General features: G+C 47.5%; 17 protein-coding genes. 8 read left to right on the forward strand and 9 right to left on the reverse strand.

Translation table 11 applies throughout. From position 1 onward, the window contains the following. Positions 1-141: 141 nt before the first annotated feature. Positions 142-912, reverse strand: a complete 771-nt coding sequence (locus ACTRXI_RS13675; RefSeq protein ID WP_474263421.1) for a S1 family peptidase — start codon at positions 910-912, stop codon at positions 142-144. Between the two features lie 86 nt (positions 913-998). Between ACTRXI_RS13675 and ACTRXI_RS13680 the strand changes: the two genes are divergently transcribed. Continuing rightward, positions 999-1805 carry a YihY/virulence factor BrkB family protein gene (locus ACTRXI_RS13680; protein WP_474263423.1) on the forward strand — a complete coding sequence of 269 codons (807 nt, stop codon included), beginning with the start codon at positions 999-1001 and terminating at the stop codon, positions 1803-1805. Positions 1806-1817: 12 nt separating this feature from the next. Here the strand turns inward: ACTRXI_RS13680 and ACTRXI_RS13685 are convergent, their stop codons facing one another. After that, positions 1818-2213 (reverse strand): gamma-glutamylcyclotransferase family protein, encoded by a 396-nt coding sequence (locus ACTRXI_RS13685; protein ID WP_474263425.1) that lies wholly within the window; start codon positions 2211-2213, stop codon positions 1818-1820. A gap of 95 nt (positions 2214-2308) precedes the next feature. Here ACTRXI_RS13685 and ACTRXI_RS13690 point away from each other — a divergent pair, with 95 nt between their 5' ends. Beyond that, positions 2309-3088: an alpha/beta hydrolase gene (locus ACTRXI_RS13690; protein WP_474263427.1), complete on the forward strand. Its 780-nt coding sequence runs from the start codon at positions 2309-2311 to the stop codon at positions 3086-3088. Positions 3089-3121: 33 nt separating this feature from the next. On the opposite strand, the gene ACTRXI_RS13695 is transcribed toward ACTRXI_RS13690, so the two are convergent. The 5 genes from ACTRXI_RS13695 to ACTRXI_RS13715 form a co-directional block, all read right to left on the reverse strand. Further along, positions 3122-3325: a DUF6501 family protein gene (locus tag ACTRXI_RS13695; protein ID WP_322525057.1), complete on the reverse strand. Its 204-nt coding sequence runs from the start codon at positions 3323-3325 to the stop codon at positions 3122-3124. Positions 3326-3441: 116 nt separating this feature from the next. Continuing rightward, the gene (locus ACTRXI_RS13700; RefSeq protein ID WP_474263429.1) at positions 3442-4650 is read right to left on the reverse strand and encodes a NupC/NupG family nucleoside CNT transporter; all 1209 of its coding nucleotides are present in this window, start codon (positions 4648-4650) and stop codon (positions 3442-3444) included. A gap of 237 nt (positions 4651-4887) precedes the next feature. Beyond that, positions 4888-5316, reverse strand: a complete 429-nt coding sequence (locus ACTRXI_RS13705) for a hypothetical protein (protein WP_091610979.1) — start codon at positions 5314-5316, stop codon at positions 4888-4890. A 171-nt stretch (positions 5317-5487) separates the two neighbouring features. Further along, entirely contained in the window at positions 5488-6540 is a 1053-nt protein-coding gene (locus ACTRXI_RS13710) for a C45 family autoproteolytic acyltransferase/hydolase (RefSeq protein ID WP_474263431.1), read from the reverse strand. A gap of 136 nt (positions 6541-6676) precedes the next feature. Next, a complete protein-coding gene (locus ACTRXI_RS13715) occupies positions 6677-7111 on the reverse strand; it encodes a hypothetical protein (protein WP_474263433.1) in 435 nt (144 codons plus the stop codon). 280 nt (positions 7112-7391) lie between these two features. On the opposite strand from ACTRXI_RS13715, the gene ACTRXI_RS13720 reads away from it, so the two are divergent. From ACTRXI_RS13720 to ACTRXI_RS13745, 6 genes are all read left to right on the forward strand, one after another. Beyond that, positions 7392-7709 (forward strand): CHY zinc finger protein, encoded by a 318-nt coding sequence (locus ACTRXI_RS13720; RefSeq protein ID WP_474263435.1) that lies wholly within the window; start codon positions 7392-7394, stop codon positions 7707-7709. A gap of 157 nt (positions 7710-7866) precedes the next feature. Beyond that, positions 7867-9615, forward strand: a complete 1749-nt coding sequence (locus ACTRXI_RS13725; protein WP_474263437.1) for a gamma-glutamyltransferase — start codon at positions 7867-7869, stop codon at positions 9613-9615. Between the two features lie 13 nt (positions 9616-9628). Then, complete coding sequence (locus tag ACTRXI_RS13730) at positions 9629-9799, forward strand: hypothetical protein (RefSeq protein WP_474263439.1); 171 nt, start codon at positions 9629-9631, stop codon at positions 9797-9799. A gap of 185 nt (positions 9800-9984) precedes the next feature. After that, complete coding sequence (gene pgsB, locus ACTRXI_RS13735; RefSeq protein WP_474263441.1) at positions 9985-11184, forward strand: poly-gamma-glutamate synthase PgsB; 1200 nt, start codon at positions 9985-9987, stop codon at positions 11182-11184. 2 nt (positions 11185-11186) lie between these two features. Then, entirely contained in the window at positions 11187-11636 is a 450-nt protein-coding gene (gene pgsC / locus ACTRXI_RS13740) for a poly-gamma-glutamate biosynthesis protein PgsC (RefSeq protein ID WP_022792185.1), read from the forward strand. A gap of 12 nt (positions 11637-11648) precedes the next feature. Further along, positions 11649-12854: a CapA family protein gene (locus ACTRXI_RS13745; RefSeq protein ID WP_474263443.1), complete on the forward strand. Its 1206-nt coding sequence runs from the start codon at positions 11649-11651 to the stop codon at positions 12852-12854. Between the two features lie 125 nt (positions 12855-12979). On the opposite strand, the gene ACTRXI_RS13750 is transcribed toward ACTRXI_RS13745, so the two are convergent. Beyond that, complete coding sequence (locus ACTRXI_RS13750) at positions 12980-16276, reverse strand: AAA family ATPase (protein ID WP_474263445.1); 3297 nt, start codon at positions 16274-16276, stop codon at positions 12980-12982. Between the two features lies 1 nt (position 16277). Then, the gene (locus tag ACTRXI_RS13755; RefSeq protein WP_474263447.1) at positions 16278-17435 is read right to left on the reverse strand and encodes a metallophosphoesterase family protein; all 1158 of its coding nucleotides are present in this window, start codon (positions 17433-17435) and stop codon (positions 16278-16280) included. Between the last annotated feature and the right edge of the window lie 9 nt (positions 17436-17444).

Here is a 17444-nt window from a genome sequence, read left to right on the forward strand (position 1 = left end):
CTGGTGCTTTTTAATGTTCATTTATAATTTTGTATTTCTTAATTATGAAATTAATTTTTTGATTTAAATATGGTAAATGAAATTTTTATTTATTTAGAATAATTACCACGAACCTGCCCCATCCGCGGTAATATGCTGCTTTTAATTGTCTTCTGTTCGAGCGATTGCCTCGTGCACATGTTCCACAGGTACCGCGAGTCCGTATCGTTCCCCCTGATATTCTCTGCTCGCAAACACGACCCCGGCCACCTCTCCTGCTTCTGTCAGCACCGGGCTGCCGCTGCTTCCGTTGAACACGGGAGCTTCAAGCACCAGCTGATCTTTCTCCCTCTCAATGATCTCTCCCCGGTTGGCGACATCTGAAAAGCCGAGCGGATTCCCGATCACGATAACGTCCGAACCGGCAGGTGCACTCGTGTCCGCAAGTGTAACGCCGCCCCCTTCCCACTGCTCATTCATTGTCACAACGGCAAGGTCAGCCTGCTTATCTACAGCTTCCACTGCTGCTTCTGCAAGGTCGCCCTCCCTGGTTTCGACCGCTACACTGTCCGCTCCTTCGACTACGTGATAATTTGTAATGAAAACGCTGGCGTCTTCAACGAAAAAACCAGTCCCAAAAGACGTTTCCCCGTTTTCTATTGCCTGTATTTTCGTGACTGCCTCCTGCCACTGCTGAACATCCTCCTGCTTGGAAAGCTGATAAGAAGCGGTTAAAAAAGACCACGCATCCAAACGGAAGGTATCAATTAAATAATAGGCGGATTGAAAAACCAGCATCCCTGCCATCAGCAATGCTACTACCCTGAACAAACCACGGCGCTTATTTTTCGGCTTTCGCGCCGGACCCGGCTCAAAGTCTTCCGGATCCGGTTCACCTTCGAGGCGTTCTTCCCCTTCTTCGTCTCTTCTCATACACCTCTCCTTTTCCGCCTCTTCTCATTCTCTACTTCTGTATTATAATGAGAAAAAGGGACTTCCGCAAAAAGGAGGATTATCTTATGCATTTTCTCCAATCTTTCTTTAAAAAAAGCATTGAAGATAAAATCTATGACATCGCGGCTCAGCTGGCTTATTACTTTCTTCTCGCTATGCTCCCTCTGTTAATGCTGATGATCAGTATTATCGGATTTTTTTCCATCAATACAGACGATATCCTTTCGCTTATAAGCACCTATGTTCCGGGGGGCGCCTTTACGATTATTCAAAACAACCTAAATGCCATTTTAAATTCCCAGTCCGTAGGACTGCTGTCACTCAGTACAGCCGCTACACTCTGGCTGAGCCTTATGGGCACACTTGCCATTATCCGTGCAATTAATGCTGCCTACCGGCTAAAGCTTCCTTCCTTTGTATCCATGTTGGGAAAAGGCATCATTATCGTTTTATCTCTGCTGCTCGCTATCATTTTATCCCTCCTGCTTCCTATTTATGGTGAACCGCTCGGTGCTTTTCTTTTTCGCTTTATCGGCCTAGATGATTATTTCCTGCAGCTTTGGAGCTGGATTCGCTGGATCATCAGTTTTTTAGTCATAGGTGCGATTCTTGCCATGATTTACAAAGTAGTACCGAATCGTAAAACCACCTGGAAGGAATCCCTTCCCGGGGCTACTCTTGCCCTGTTCACCTGGCAGGCAGCTTCTTTTGGATTTTCATTTTATGTCAGTATCAGTGATTATTCTATGATATATGGCAATTTAGGCAATCTAATCGTACTCATGCTCTGGTTTTACCTTACAGGGTTTGCAATTCTTCTTGGTGGAGAATGGAATGCCTGTCTTCATGAAAGAGACAAAAAAGCTATTTGAGTATAACTTTTTTCAATCCTGTTTCCCTCCGGTGGACAGCAAATGTTCACGCCAGGATCCTGAAGGAATAAGTGGGTAACGTTCTGCCTGGGAAAGGGTGTACGTGTAAATCCACCCTTCTTTTTCTCCCCCAGCGTCTTTCACCCACACCCTTTCATATTCGTTCGCCTGTCCCGGCTGTTCATACTGCTCGAGCCAATCCAGTACGCTCATAGCCTCATCATCTATTTGTATCCATTCTCCTACAATATTCATTCCGTTTCCATCGACAACAATTGCAGGATACGGGCCTGTATTGTATAAAAACCCCTTCACTATTCCTTGTTTCGTTTCATATACACTGTTTTGAATGTAGTGATAATTGTTTAATTTTCGCAACAGAGTACCATATACAAATACTGTCTGCATTCTGGACCTCCTCAAATTGACAAACTTCATGTCTAAAGCTATAATAATCCTTAGTAAATTAATCAGAATAGTTAACTTTAAAGGAGGAAATGTTCATGCCTCAGGTTCCCCGGGTGCTTCCTGGCGCTGAATCACTTTATTTTCCTGGTGGTGAAACGGCTGTACTGGTCTGTCACGGTTTTTTAGGCACCCCGCAGAGCGTACAGTATGTATGCCGCCAGCTGGCCCAAAACGGCTTTACTGTTTATGCTCCCAGACTACAGGGCCATGGCACCTCCTATCAAGATCTTGGACGCTTTACGCACCAGGACTGGATCAAAGACATTCATACCGCGTACCGGTCGCTTCGCGCTAAACACAGTCGGGTTTTCATTGCAGGGCAGTCCATGGGAGGAACTCTCGCCCTTCACACCGCTGCTTTTTTTCAGGATGCTGCCGGGATTGCTTTAATAAACCCAGCCATAGACGTTCCGGAAATGGAGCGTGCAGTTACGCAGACGTCCTCTGCTTTCATTGAAGAAGAGCGACCTGATATCCGGACTCCTCAGGAAGAAGAAATTACGTATTCGTATGTGCCGACAGCGTCGGTATATTCGCTTCTTAAGTTAACTGCCGCCGTGCGCCCTCAGGTGCCTTCTATTTCATGCCCGGCGTTTGTCGCAGCCTCACGGATTGATCATGTTGTGCCTCCGGCAAATGCAGTCGCTATACATGAAAATCTTTCTTCTTCTTCCAAGTCATTTGAATGGCTTGAGCATTCCTATCACGTAGCGACGCTTGATGCTGACCGGGATTTCCTCTCCGAACGATTATCCTCCTGGGTGTCTTCGGTCGTTGCTGCTGATTCTTCTAATTCTCATAATTACATTATGTAAACCAAAAGGAGCTGCAGCGATTGCAGCTCCTTTTTACGCTTCTTCAAAGTAGTCTTTATAAAACCCGCCGATACGCCCGGTATTATCGATAATGAAAATGAATTCATCCGTTTCGTTTTTCACCGGGTACTGCTTCCCCGGGGTCAGCACGCTGTCGACCTTGTATTTGGCGGCTTCAGCATGCCGGCATGTCACATATTTTAGGGTTTCACTGTTTTTCCACTGCTCATGGATCATGGTAGGCCTCCTAATCATTTGAGTATTTTTTTATTGTAGCATATCACCTGCTGCGACGCCGTAATTGATACAAAAAAGCGCCCCTTCGAAAAGGAGCGCCTGCGATGGTTCTGAATTTACAGTACGAACATGCCGGCAATCGATGCACTCAGGAGCGATACTAAAGCCCCGGCTGCTACTGCTTTCAGTCCCATTTGGGCAATATCGTTGCGGCGCGTCGGCGCCAGCGAAGCGAAGCCGCCTAAAATGATGGCAAGGGATGAAAGGTTCGCAAATCCACAAAGCGCAAAGGTAATGATCGCCTGGGATTTTTCGCTGAAGGAATCAATCTCCGGTGCAAAGTTCGCATAGGCGACAAATTCATTCAGGATCAGCTTCTGGCCGATAAATCCGCCCGCCTGGAGAGCTTCACTCCATGGAACACCAATCATAAAGGCGATTGGGGCGAATACATATCCAAGAAGCAGTTCAATTGTAATACCTTCTGCTCCAAAGAGTCCGAAAAAGCCTCCCAGCAGAAGGTTTGCAAGAGCAATCAAAGCGACAAACGCAATCAGCATCGCCCCGACGTTCAAGGCAAGCTGCAGGCCGGTAGAAGCTCCACGCGCTGCTGCGTCGATCACGTTGTGGGACTCAGTATCCTTTTCCACTTTAATTTCATCCGTGGTGAGGCTGAGATCCGGTTCCGGGAAAATCACCTTTGCGATAATCAGACCGCCCGGCGCAGCCATAAAGCTTGCTGCAAGCAGATAATCCAATGGAATACCCAGTCCTGCATAACCGAACAGTACCGAGCCGGCTACCGACCCGAGCCCCCCGGTCATAACAGCGAACAGCTCGGACTTTGTCATATTCGGCAGAAACGGACGGACAACAAGCGGTGCTTCCGTCTGTCCAACGAATACGTTGGCTGCTGCAGACATGGATTCTGCTTTACTCGTTTTCAGCAGTGCGGAAAGTATACCGCCGATAAATTTAATAATTATCTGCATGACACCGATGTAGTACAAAATGCCGATCAGCGAGGAGAAAAAGATAATAACCGGAAGCACGGTAAACGCAAACGCGCCGGTCTCCGTAATGTCTTCCCCGAACAGGAATATGTACCCTTCCTGGGCAGAGTCGATCACGTTCTGCACGCGGACGACCAGCCACTCAAACGCAGTGCTTCCCCACGTGGATCCCAGCACTAAAAACGCAAATACGAGCTGGAACAAAAGCCCCACGAGTACAGGACGAAAACGGATTGATTTTTTGCGGGAAGATAGTAAAAAAGCTAAAAACAAAACAAAAACAATTCCCATCAATCCCCATAATATGTTCATATACCCACCACCATGTATGTAAGATTGATCTAATCCATAAAGAATAGATCAAAGTTAATGTATCAAAAGGAGGGCATGAAGTAAATAACTATCTCCTTTTATGCTTAAAAATTGTGTAATTTCTCAATTGTCAGTCAGGTTAGTCCGCCCGCAATAAGAAAGCGGTTACGAAATTCGAAAGCACTAAAAGTAGAAAACCCTGGTGCATTCGCCAGGGTTTTCTACATAGCATCAAATTTACTCTACACTTAAGCGGAGATCCGGTAAGTGATTTAAAATAAACTGAGCTTTATTTGTGTCTACCTTCATTTTAAACTGGCGGTAATATTTCAATGCTGTTTCAAAATGTGCAGGCATATGATGATATTCATCCATAACGCGGTCAAATGCGTCATAGGCAAGCATTAATGAACTGACCATCTCTGTAAGCGGTAAAATATATTTATCAGTGCCGTGATGCGGAGATGTGCACAGTGTCATCTGCTCTACCTGATCGTCAAAAAAAGCAGCTGCGTCCTCCACGTACGGACGGTACACGGATTGAACACTTTTTGCTTTTTCTTCAAAATACGAGCGCCATTCGCGGCAGAAGCTGATCATGTATGGAAGATCGTCCCGCGTAATAACGATATCAAAGCCTGCCTGGCGGACACGATCCATACTCATTGGTTCCATCTTCTCCTGGTGTAAAGGCAGATAAAAGAATTTGCGACGATACGCTTTCATGCTGCACCCCGTCTTTCTACTATTTTCGAGCATATTTTAAAATATTATAACATCTTGCTCCAGTGTTTCCTACTGTTTTCCCTTACTTTTTTCAGATTCGCCGTGGCTTATTTACCATTCGAAGGAAAAAGGCATGTCCGTATCCACAGCCCCCCGGATTTTCGTGATCCGCAGCGGCTCTTCGTTCAGCCATCCTGCAAACGGCAGAAGCACCGGATACCGGTTTCCGCCGATTCCAACGTATATCTTTTTTTCCGCGGGAATGTACTGGGCTGTATGAATAGTGCCGGACCAATGCTCGTAGTCATTCGAATAAATGGAGTCGGTATCATGATTAAAGCGGGCGAATGCGCTGTAAGCTGTTTCATGCTCCCAGTCAATGGAGCGGATGCGGGCTTCACGTTCCCGGGAATTGCCCATCAAGTGGCGATTTTCCTCCTGCATGGACGGCACGTTAAAATGATTGGTGCACGCTACTTCCCCTCCAGGACGCACAGCTGTACCCCGGGGAGACGCTTCCACTACTGCGCTCTCTCCGGAGGCATCCATCATGGAGTAGTTGAACGAGTGCCGGTGCGGAAGCTCCTGCAGAAGCCGCACCGCCTCTCCTGTAGTGCGGCACGTTTCAAGTACAATCCTGAGCAGGTTGGAGCAGACAATTCCGGGTTTTGGCTTAATGCGGTGGACGAAATGATACCCGATAGAAAGGCCGTATTCATTCATTGCATCCGATCGGCCGATAATCCGCTGGGCAAACCCCGCTGTAGCTGGTCCATTGACTGGCTTTGTGAACAAAAACCGCCCTTCATACGTACTCGGCAGGTAGTCATAATTTCGAATGTACATGCCGTTTGCCATTAGTCCGCTGCAGCCGGAGCGCACCTTCGATGCCTGATAACCGCTGAACTCATGGAGCACATCATGAAACGACCATTCAAGCCCTTCGGCCAGCCCCTTTAATTCTTCCCACAAACCGGGTACATACAGCTGATAAAGTTTTTTTACGTCTTCCACCGGCACCTCAAATTTTGCGAGTGAACGCTTCAAACGTTCATTATAATGGTAGCGAACAAGCGGTGTATGTTTTAAGTAGCGGCCCTGCTGATAACCGATGTCTGCGTAGGTTCCTTTGTACGCTTTTACGTCAACATGAATATTTTTCATCGATCTTGTGGACTCCTTTGTCCTGCTTTTCTGTACGCTTTTAAGTATAGAAAAAACAGACCCAATTATCGAATCATATGCACATCAGCATAAAAAAACGCCCAAAATACGGGCGTTTAAAAGAAATTTTTAAATTTTACAGGCAGGACCAGCGTCGTACGTCACTGATAAGTTCAAGGGTTTCGCTGTCGCGGAAGGAAGTCTGCTCTAGCGTTTCTTTAAACAGATAGATGACAATTGTATGGCGGTCCCGGTTGTCAATCATTTCTACGCCGGTTTTCCCTTCGTTACCGTGCACAATATCGAGATCCAGGCGTTTACTTACATCTTCAATGGAAGTTCTTCCTTTAGGAATATCAAGTACCACTTTCAGGAAGTTTTCCCTATCATCATTAATCATGCCCCAGCGTTTTCCGAACCAGGCCCGGCAGCCGGTCATACTTACTAACGTATATCCATACGGAGGAGTTGGGACGAGTTTTGTACTGGCCCATCCTCTTAATTCCATCGCATTTGACAATTCTTTCGCCTTTTCCTGAACGAATGTCATTTGATTTTCCTGTACTTCCATTTTATAGCCTCCTTAGAATCTCGTTTCACCGTTTGGTTCGCCTACCACTCCCCACGATATACATTCGTCCATGTGTGTAAATAAATATATCATAATCGAAAGCGGTTGTCGATAAAATGAAAGAAAATTCAAACAATGTTCTTTAATGCATTCAATGAGAATGCTTTTATTTATACCTTATTTTCATACTTTTAAAACATCTCGTAAAAATCGTACTTTTACTGTTAGAATACGATAGAGAGTGTTAATATAAGGAGATGAGTTTTTGAGCTGTTCAAAGGTGAAAGTTCGAGGCGTTTCTTTAGATGAAGAAACAAGATGCGCCCATTATCATACATCTGTCGATATTGTTGCCATGAAGTTTTACTGCTGCGGCCGCTGGTACAGCTGCCACGCCTGCCATGAAGAAAGTGAGAGCCACCCCATTAAACCATGGCCCTCTTCATTGTTTGCCGAAGAGGCAGTTTTGTGCGGAAGGTGCCGGCACACTATGAGCGTGTCTGCTTATCTTCATGCTGATCATCGATGCCCGAATTGTCAGGCGGCATTCAACCCAGGATGCCAGCGCCATGCTTCCATCTATTTTTCGCTGTCATAGGGCTGAGAAATTTTTGAAAACCATTAGGTCTTCCTAACCTTTCTTTTCAGTATAAATGCCTTTATTATAGATTAGTCGTCAATAGATGAGACGCTGGCGGAGTCAAATGACGTTCAAAAACTACTTAGATCATCCAGAAAGGAGTTTGACCCGACCCGTGAATGCACAAAAAATAACGTACATACTTGCTGCGGTAGTCGTTGCAGGACTACTCATTTACGTAGGAGTAACAAATTTTGGAGGAAGCGACCAAAGCGGCTCCGGTTCAGAAGAAGAAAGCGCTCAAAACGATTCCAACTCCAGCTCAGGCGCTTCGAGTGACATAGCCTCCGGATCCGACTATGAAGGATACGGAGTCAGTACGGATAACGAACTCGCCACAGATGCCGGCATGGAAATCCTTGAACAGGGAGGAAACGCAGCGGATGCTGCAGTTGCCACCTCCTTCGCCCTAACGGTAACTGAACCATACGGTTCCGGCATTGGTGGCGGCGGTTCAGCTCTTGTGATGAATGGACCGAACGCCGACCCTTCAGTATATGATTACCGTGAGGAAGCTTCCACCACTAACCGGGCTTTGAACGCAGCAGTACCTGGCTTTGTCAAAGGCATGGCTGCTCTGCACGAAGACCAGGGAAGCGGTCAATTTACGCTCGCTGAATTGATGGAACCGGCTATTGATTATGCTGAGAATGGCTATGAGATTAATAGCTATCTTGCCAGCCGCATGTATTATGCTCAACCGAGGTTAAATCAACAAAACTCTCCTGACTTCTTCGATGAGAATGGAAATATTCTTACTGAAGGTGATACACTCGTCCAGGAAGAATACGCCCAGACGCTCCGTACGCTTCAGGAGCAGGGACCGGAGAGCTTTTACAGTGCAGATGGAGCTATTTCTCAGCAGCTGACCACGGATTATTCACACATAACCCCGGAGAGCCTCGAGCAGTATGACGTACAGACGCCGGATGTGGCTCAGGGAACATTTGAAGGGCAAAACGTTTACAGCGCTCCTTCCCCTCTGTCCGGTGTGACTTTAATCCAAATGCTTGGCATGGGCGAACGCCTGAATATCGGCGAAGCGCTGCAGGGAAATGAAGCGGATTATATTCACACGATGAGCGCCATTACCCGGGAAGCTTATTATCAGCGCCTTGAAAACTTAGGGGATCCGGCGTTTAACGAAATCTCCACTGAGGAATACGTGAGTGAGGGTACTATCGACGACCTGGCACAAAATGTCCGGGAAGAGCGCCTTGATACCGAAGAACTTGAAACCGAGGTAGGGTACGAGTCTTCCGACGGGCAAAATACGATCACCCACTCCAGTACCACCCACGTGAATGTGATGGATGAAGACGGAAACACAGTAGCTCTTACAAACACGCTTGGTAATTTCTTTGGCAGCGGACAGACGTCCGGCGGTATGTTTTTAAACAACCAGCTGAACAACTATAACGAAACTGAGGCTTCCCCGAACAATATCGAAGTTGGCAAGCGTCCGAGAAGCTTTATTGCTCCGACCATCATTCAGGACCCTGAGGAAGGTACAGTAATGGGTGTTGGGTCCCCGGGCGGATCACGAATCCCAGTAGTTATGGCAGAAGTTATCTTCCGCATGGAATACCTTGACCAGAGCTACGAAGAAGCTTTCGCAGCAAACCGTTCCTTTGTGGACGTTGTGGAAGGTCAGGCAACACTGGCAGTAGAAAATGGCGATCAGGCAGAAAATGCTGAGCTTATTGAAGAAATCAATAACAAATACGGGGACCGCTACTTTATAGCCCCGGACAAAGGCCCTTCCTATTTCGGAAACGTCACGGCACTGATTAAAGATTACGACGATGAAGAGATGCAGGGTATCATTGACCAGCGCCGTGGAGGCTCTGCTCAGACTCAATAAAGGAGAAGTGAATGTGAACATTTTAAAGAAAATCGGCCCTTACCTCTTTTTGTTTGCTTTAGTACTGTTTATGTATTTCTTTAAGGTGGATGCTGAGTTGTCTACGACCGAAGAACTTGAAATCAACAATGCATTGAATACCCCACCAGAAGAAGAATTACAGGAAAGTTCAGATACACAGTAACTATTTTCTTAAATTAGCGTCTTAGTAAAGGCATTGTTTGCAGGAGTGTCTCTTGAACGCGAGAGACACTCTACGCTTGCAATGAGACGATTACTCTGGACAGAAGCGGGTATGGAATACTGTTGGTGTTATTTGACATTCAAAGGGAGACAATATTAGAGAGTACCAAGGAGGTAAAGCGTCGGATGTTATTATTATACGGTTCATGTATAGCGATCGCGGCAGTAGGCATTTTTGAACTGCGCCGGCACCAGAAAAGGGTCGAGCAGATTCCGCTCCGCGTTAATGTGAACGGCATTCGCGGCAAATCAACAGTAACCCGCCTGATTACGGGGATGCTGAGCGAGGCTGATTACAAAGTAGTTGGAAAAACGACAGGAACACAGGCACGGACAATTTACTGGGACCGAACGGAAAAGCCCATCGAGCGTTCACTCGAGGGGCCGAATATCCGGGAACAGAAAGAGATTTTGAAGCATGCTTCAAGTCTTGAATCCAATGCATTTGTCAGTGAATGCATGGCGATCAATCCGGATTATCAGCGCGTACTGCAGGAGAAATTTCTCCAGGCGAACGTCAGCGTTATTTTAAACGTATTCGAAGACCATATGGAAACTCTTGGCCCAACGCTGAAATACGTAGCAGAAGCATTCAGCTCCACGATTCCATACAATGGCAAACTTATTTTGTCCAACGGCCCTTACTTCCACTACTTCAGTGAAATAGCCGAAAAAAGAAATACAGAAGTGTATCTTGCCAATCCGGAGGAAATTCCGGACGGCTTTATCGACAAATTCGATTATATGCTTTTCCCCGAAAACATTGCTGCAGCCCTCGCTGTAGCTCGCGCGGTTGATATCGATAAGCGCACGGCTCTTTCCGGTATGCTTAATGCCAATCCGGATCCTGGTGCTCTTCGAATCGTTACTCTTGAAGACGGCAGCCGGGAACGTTCCCACTTCGTGAACGGCTTTGCGGCAAACGATGCCCGCTCCACACTTGAGATCTGGTCACGTGTGCGTTCGTCAAGCTACATGACCGACAACCCAATTATCATTATGAACTGTCGTGAAGACCGGGTAGACCGGACCGAAGAATTCACAAAGTATGTTCTGCCTTATTTACCGGCAGAGAAACTAATTCTTATCGGCGGAAGCGTGCGCCCAATCACCCAGGCTTTTGACCAGGGCGAACTGCCATTTAATTCCGTTATCAATTTGGAAGGCGAAGATGCAGATGCCATTTTAGCCCGGGTAAAACGGGAAGCTTCCCATTCACTTATTTTCGGAATTGGAAACATTCACGGTGCTGCTGAAGAATTTATGGAAAAACTTTATGATTCACCGGAAACACTCATTAGTAAAGTCGGCGAGGAGGCCATGTAACATTGTTTGGTACAGATCTTTATATCGCATTAGTCGTAGGAGTTATTATTAGTTTGATATACGCAGAAAAGACAGGAATTATGCCGGCCGGGCTGATTGCGCCCGGCTATTTGGCAATTGTTTTTGATCAGCCTGTTTTTCTGTTAACGATTTTTCTTATCAGTTTTCTAACGTATTTGATTGTTGCCCACGGATTGTCCCGTATTATGATTCTTTACGGACGCCGGAAATTTGCGGCCATGTTGTCTACAGGGATTGTATTAAAGCTGATCTTTGACTACTTTTACCCTATCCTGCCTTTTGAAATATACGAGTTTCGTGGTCTCGGGGTTATCGTACCGGGATTGATTGCAAACGCGATGCAGCGCCAGGGCGTCGTCCCTACCGTAGCAAGTACACTGGTTCTGACCGCTGCGACATTTGTAATCATCACGCTATACTATTTAATTTAGGGGTTCTTACATATGGCCAAGCGATTATTAAACTTCAAAGAAAAATATTTAGCCTATACCAAACGCCAGCGGCGGAAAGCTGGTAAACATGCTTTACTCGGCATTATCATTTGTTTGGTGGCAATGACCCTGATCCGTGTTGTAGAACCCTCTGCTGCTGAAAGCGAGTATGAGCAGGAGCAGGATACCATCTTTACTTCTGCTATGGTCGGCGACATGATGACCGGCCGCCACGTAGAGGAAGTCGCCGAGCAGGAAGGATACGAGTCACTCTTCCAATATGCAAAACCAACGCTCGAAGCTGCTGATTATACACTTGGTAATTTTGAAAACCCAATTGTAGATAATCCGGATGAAACCGAAGAAGCCGATAAGATTATTAACCTTTCTTCGAAATCAGGAGTAATTGAGGGAATGGAAGATGCCGGCTTTGACGCCGTTAATCTGGCGAACAATCATATGATGGATTACCAGTATGAAGGCTTGAATGAAACCCTGCAGGCATTTGAAAATTCCAGCATCGATATCGTTGGTGCCGGTACCAATGAGGATGAGGCCCACGGCTATACGTTGAGCACGCACAACGGCATGGATGTGGCAACTCTGGGCGTAAACGATATCACGTATGCGAACATGGAACAGGCTGGCCCAAATTCCCCGGGAATTTCCACCAGTCAGGATCCGAGTGCTTATATTGATGCTGTGCAGCAGGCTGATCAAGAGGCGGACCTGGTTATTGTGAACGTCCACTTCGGTCAGGAGTACGACAGTACGCCGACGACGCGTCAGCGTCAAATGACAGAAGCCATCGCTGATGCAGGTGCTGACGTTATTGTAGGAACTCACCCGCACGTGCTTCAGTCTGCGGAAGTATACAACGATACATTCATCATGCACTCCATTGGTAACTTCGTATTTGACCAGGGCTGGACAAGAACGAGAGACAGCGTTATCGCGAACTACTCTCTCGCCTCCGATGGTACAGCTCATCTGGAGATGCAGCCATTCCGGGTATTTGAAGCATCACCTCGTCCGGTTGAAAGCGCGTTCCATCGTGAGCGGATTTTCCGTCAGCTGACGAAGGATACACAAAACAAAGATGCCATTGTGGAAAACGGAGAACACCTCGTGTTTGAAGCTGATCACTCCAATGTAATTGACAGCATGGAGCAAAATGGTAATCAAGATAACAACCAGAACAGTACTCAAAATCAATAAAATGACGTTTTCGCACCTGCCGGTCTATACTGGCAGGTATTTTTTATTGTGAATTTTAAAATCATTAAATTACAGTAAATGAAATTTTTGTTTCTTCTATAAAAAAGCCCCTGATTTCTCAGGGACTACATCGTTTCCATCATGATAGTCGATCCATTACCTCCAGGGCTTGCCGGAGTCACCATCAGCCGTTTTGGCACACGCTGCTGCATGTCCGGCACGTGGCTGATAACCCCAACCGATAAATATTCCCCGTGAAGGTTTTCCAGAGCCTCCATTACCGTATCGAGCAGATCCTGATCAAGCGTGCCAAATCCTTCATCCAAAAAGAAGAACTCCAGCGGATACTGCCCTTTCAGCTGAATGGATGTTGAGAGCGAAAGGGCAAGAGCAAGGGAGGTTAAAAAAGTTTCTCCCCCGGAGAGCGTGGAAACCGGACGGTACACTCCTCCGTTTGCATCATCACGAATAACGAAAGCATTCTGCTCGTTTACTTCAATTGCATAGCGACCTCTCGTTAAGGCATGCAGCCGCTGGGAGGCTTCTCTTGTCACCTGCATCAGCTGTTCTTCAGCCAGAAACTCGACAAATTTTCTTCCCTTCATAATTTGATCGAGATCTGCCAGCCGCTCTTTTTCTGCCTGTCTCTCGATCCGGTTTTGTTCAAGTTCCTGATAACGTTCTACTTTTCGTTCAATATCTTCAAGCTTTTCTTTGATGCCGCCGAGTGTTTCTTTGTAATTATCCCACTTATCCGAAGCTTCGTTGTACTGCTGCTCTATTTTATTAAATGCCTCTTCGTTCACCTGTTCGTTTTGAAGCTTTGCCTGCAGCCGGTTCTGTTCGTACCGCAATTCTTTTTGTTTCGTGTCAAACTCTTCTACCTGACGCTGCAGCTCTCTTTTTTGATCTTCCGATAACGAATAGGCAAGTACCTCTTCTGGAGAAACAGTTGAGCCTTTCTGCTGTTTTTGGCGAAGCCATTCGTCTTCGGCTGCTTTTCGTTTAACTTCAGATTTTTGCAGCGATTCAGCGCTTTCTTTGCTTGAGGCTTTTGTGCGCTCGTATGCTCTTTCAGCTTCTCTCTGCAGCTCCTGCAGCTTTTCTTTTTCTGATTTAAGCGCATCCTCCCGCTTGGCCACCGCGTCTTTCCATTCCTGCTTGGTCCTTCCCCCAAGCTGTTCATTCAGCTTCTGTTCCGCTTCCTGCCTGGCCTCTATAGTCTGCTTCCATTCTGACGAGGCAACGGCCTCCCGGCTTTTAACCTCATAAAATTGGCGTTCCCGGACAGCTCGTTCGTCCCTTTTTTCCTCCAGATATTTCTGGCCGTTATCAATGCGCTCCTGGATACCTTTAATGGTCTCCCTGCGCTCTTTCGCCCGTCTGTATTCCTCATCAAATTGGTCCAGGCGAAGAGGAGTGAATGTCTGTTCCCACTGGTTTTTTTTCTCCTGCCACTGGTTTTGGAGCTGTTCAAGCTTATTTCCCTGTTCTTTAACCTCCGCTTCCTGCTCAGAGACTTTCACAGAAAGACGGTCTTTCCACCGGTTCCACTCTTCCCAGGAACGGTTCACTGCCTGCGTCTGCTCCTTTAGCCGGTCGATCGTCTTCATCTCTGCTTCCCACCGGGCAAACGCGATGCTTTCCTCTGTCTCCTCCGGGTGATCCTCCTCTTTCTGCTCTTCTCTGTACGAAAGCGATGAAGCCACATGCTGGAGGCCAACTTTCGTATGCTCCCAGGTCGTTTTCCACTGACGCAATGCCTCGATTTCTTCTTCTGTATGCTCCTCTGCTTCTTCTTCCGGGCTGGCAGCCGGGGCCGGGTGCTCTACAGCTCCGCATACCGGGCACGCTTCTCCGTCTTTTAGTTCTTCTGCTAACGCATGCAGCTGCCGCTTCTGTTCAGCCTGCTGCTTTTTTTCAAAACGCTTTAACTCCTGCTCAATAAGCCGGATATGCACTGCCGCCCGGCTATACCAGTAGTAGATATTATGCGCCGTCTCCTTCGTGCGTTTTTGAAGCGCCTGTTTTTCTTTTTCTGCCTCATTGGTTTCTTTAAATGTTTCCGCCAATTTTTCCTTAGCCGCAGCTTCCCCGGCACGCTGTTCATTCAGCTGCTGATGAAGGGCATCCAGCCATTGCTTTTCCGACGAAGCCTCCCCCATATCCGGCAGGTGCTCTTCTTTCTGCCGGGCATCGGCATATTCCTGCTTGAGCTTTTCGAGCAGCTCACGCGCTTCCTTCTCTTTATTTCGCAGGTCGGTCACCTGAGCGGAAGCTTCCTCGTATAATCTGCGCTGTGTTTCGACCTCCTGAAGCTTTTGTTTCTCCAGCTCATTGTGCCGTTGATATTCAGCTTCAAGCGTTTCGATCTGCTCGAACCGGCGATGCCAATGCTGAAGCAGACCCTCTTCCTCTTCCCATCGTTTTTCGTTCTGCTCTGCTTTTTTTCCGGCTTGCTGTTTTTTGCGTTTTGCCTCTTCGTACGCCTTTTGTTTTTCTTCTAAGTCGCGTTCCTGCTCCCCGTGCTCCTGCCTTGATTTTTGAAAGCTGTCCGCGTAAGGATACAGCGCTTCATACATTTCGTTTTCTTTTAATGTATGCCGTTTTTGTTCAATTGTATGTCTCGTTTCTTCCCATTCCCGCATGGTAGCTTCCAAAAGCTTAAGCTCTTCGGTCCAGTGAAACTTCTGCCTCGCTTCTTCGTACTGTTTCCTTCGCTCCTCCACATGCTTCTGCTGCTTTTGAACAAGCTGAATCCAACGGGCATGCTCTTCCCGGGCTTTTTTTAGATCCTCCTTGGAAGCCGGGCCGAGTCCCTGCTGTTCTGCTTCGATGTTATGTACGTCCTGCTCGGCAGATGCTTTCCGGGATTTTACGGAGGCGATCAGCTGATTGCCGTACCGCTCGAGATGAAAAAGCCGCTCGAGCATTTTGCTTCGGTCGCTGCCTCCGAGATGGAGAAATTCGGCAAATTTCCCCTGAGGAAGTACGACCGCACGGGTAAAATCATCGAGGGTGAGGCCAAGAAGTTCTTCGATTTTCTGATTGACTGCTTTTGTTTTTTCTGCAAGCACTACCGGCTCCCCGGTCTGATCGGTCAATCGGCACAGCTTTCCTGCCATGGTCGCTTCCCCGGTGCGTTTATAGTGCCGCTCGATATGATACACCGACGGGCCGAGCGAAAACGTAAAGGAGACGCGAAGCTCGTTTTCTGACTGATTCATGATTCCTTCGGTTTTGGAAGCCCGCTCTACATTTCCGTATAAGGCTAAAGTCATGGCATCGAGCAGCGATGATTTTCCGCTGCCGGTCGGACCGAAAATACCGAATACCCCGTTTTCACAAAGCGTTTTAAAATCTACCGTCTGTCTTTGGCGGAAGCTGTGCAGTCCTTGTATCTGCAGTTGTAATGGCTTCATTTTATCCGTCCTCTTGCTGAATAAGTTCTAAAAAGAGATTGGTCACCGACGGGTCAGGCACTGCTCCGCCGGACTGCTTTTCATAAAAGCGTTCAAACAGCTGATCGATGGGGATATGTTTTTTACTTTCCACAGGTTCAAGCTCCTGCCGCGAATACACCGGACGAATCGTCAGAAGGCCCGTATGCTTTGTCCGCAGGGCATGAATATCTTCAATGGACAGCTGGTTTTCCACGTACACGTCCACCTCTACCCATGCATTCCAGTCCCGCTTTTCCTCCACCCACTGCTGAAGCTCTGCGAGTCCGTTTCTTGCTTTCCATATGCTGAGCGGCTTACCCGCCGTTAAAGGAATAGTAGAAATACGGGCTTCCTTCTCGTGGTCGTTTGTGTCAATAATCGTCACCGACTTCTGCTGTCCTGCTTCAGAAAAGCTGTAGGCAAGCGGGGAACCGGAGTACCTCGCCGGCCCGCCTGCTCCGCGTACATCCTGGGGCCGGTGCATATGGCCGAGAGCCGTATAAACTGCGTGCTCGGGGAGGCTGTCGGCAGTCACAGTATACGCCCCGCCAACTTCAATCGGTCGTTCAGAATCACTGGCATCGCTTCCGGCGATAAACAGGTGACTCATCCCCACAAGCGTATCCCCCGCCTGCCGGGAAGATGCAAGCCGCTGAAAAATCTCCTGCACTTTTTGATTGTAGGCCTCGCGGAGATCTACTTCTGTTGCCTCCTGCATAAATGCCTGCTTCAGCCGCGATTCCGAAGGATATGGAAGCGTCTGCACATACAGCCGCTCCTCTGAAAACGGGACAATCACCGGGTCGATGCCCGGATATCCGCGTAAATGAATGCCATGCTTTTGCAGAAGCGTCCGCGAGGCCGCCAGCCGTTCCGGATGATCATGATTACCGGCAATAACAATGACCGGAACCCGTCCATTACCACTCATCCTGGCCATTGCCTCGTAAAACATTTCCTCTGCAGCCGCAGGCGGATTGACGGAGTCAAACACATCCCCTGCCATCAGGACCGCATCAATATTTTCTTCTTCGATAATCTGAATGATTTCATCAAGTACTGCCTGCTGTTCTTCGAGCCGCGAACGCCCTTCAAGCGTCCGTCCTAAATGCCAGTCGGCGGTGTGCAGTAAGCGCATAAACTACTG

The organism is Marinococcus sp. LNHM4E3-1 (assembly GCF_056034405.1).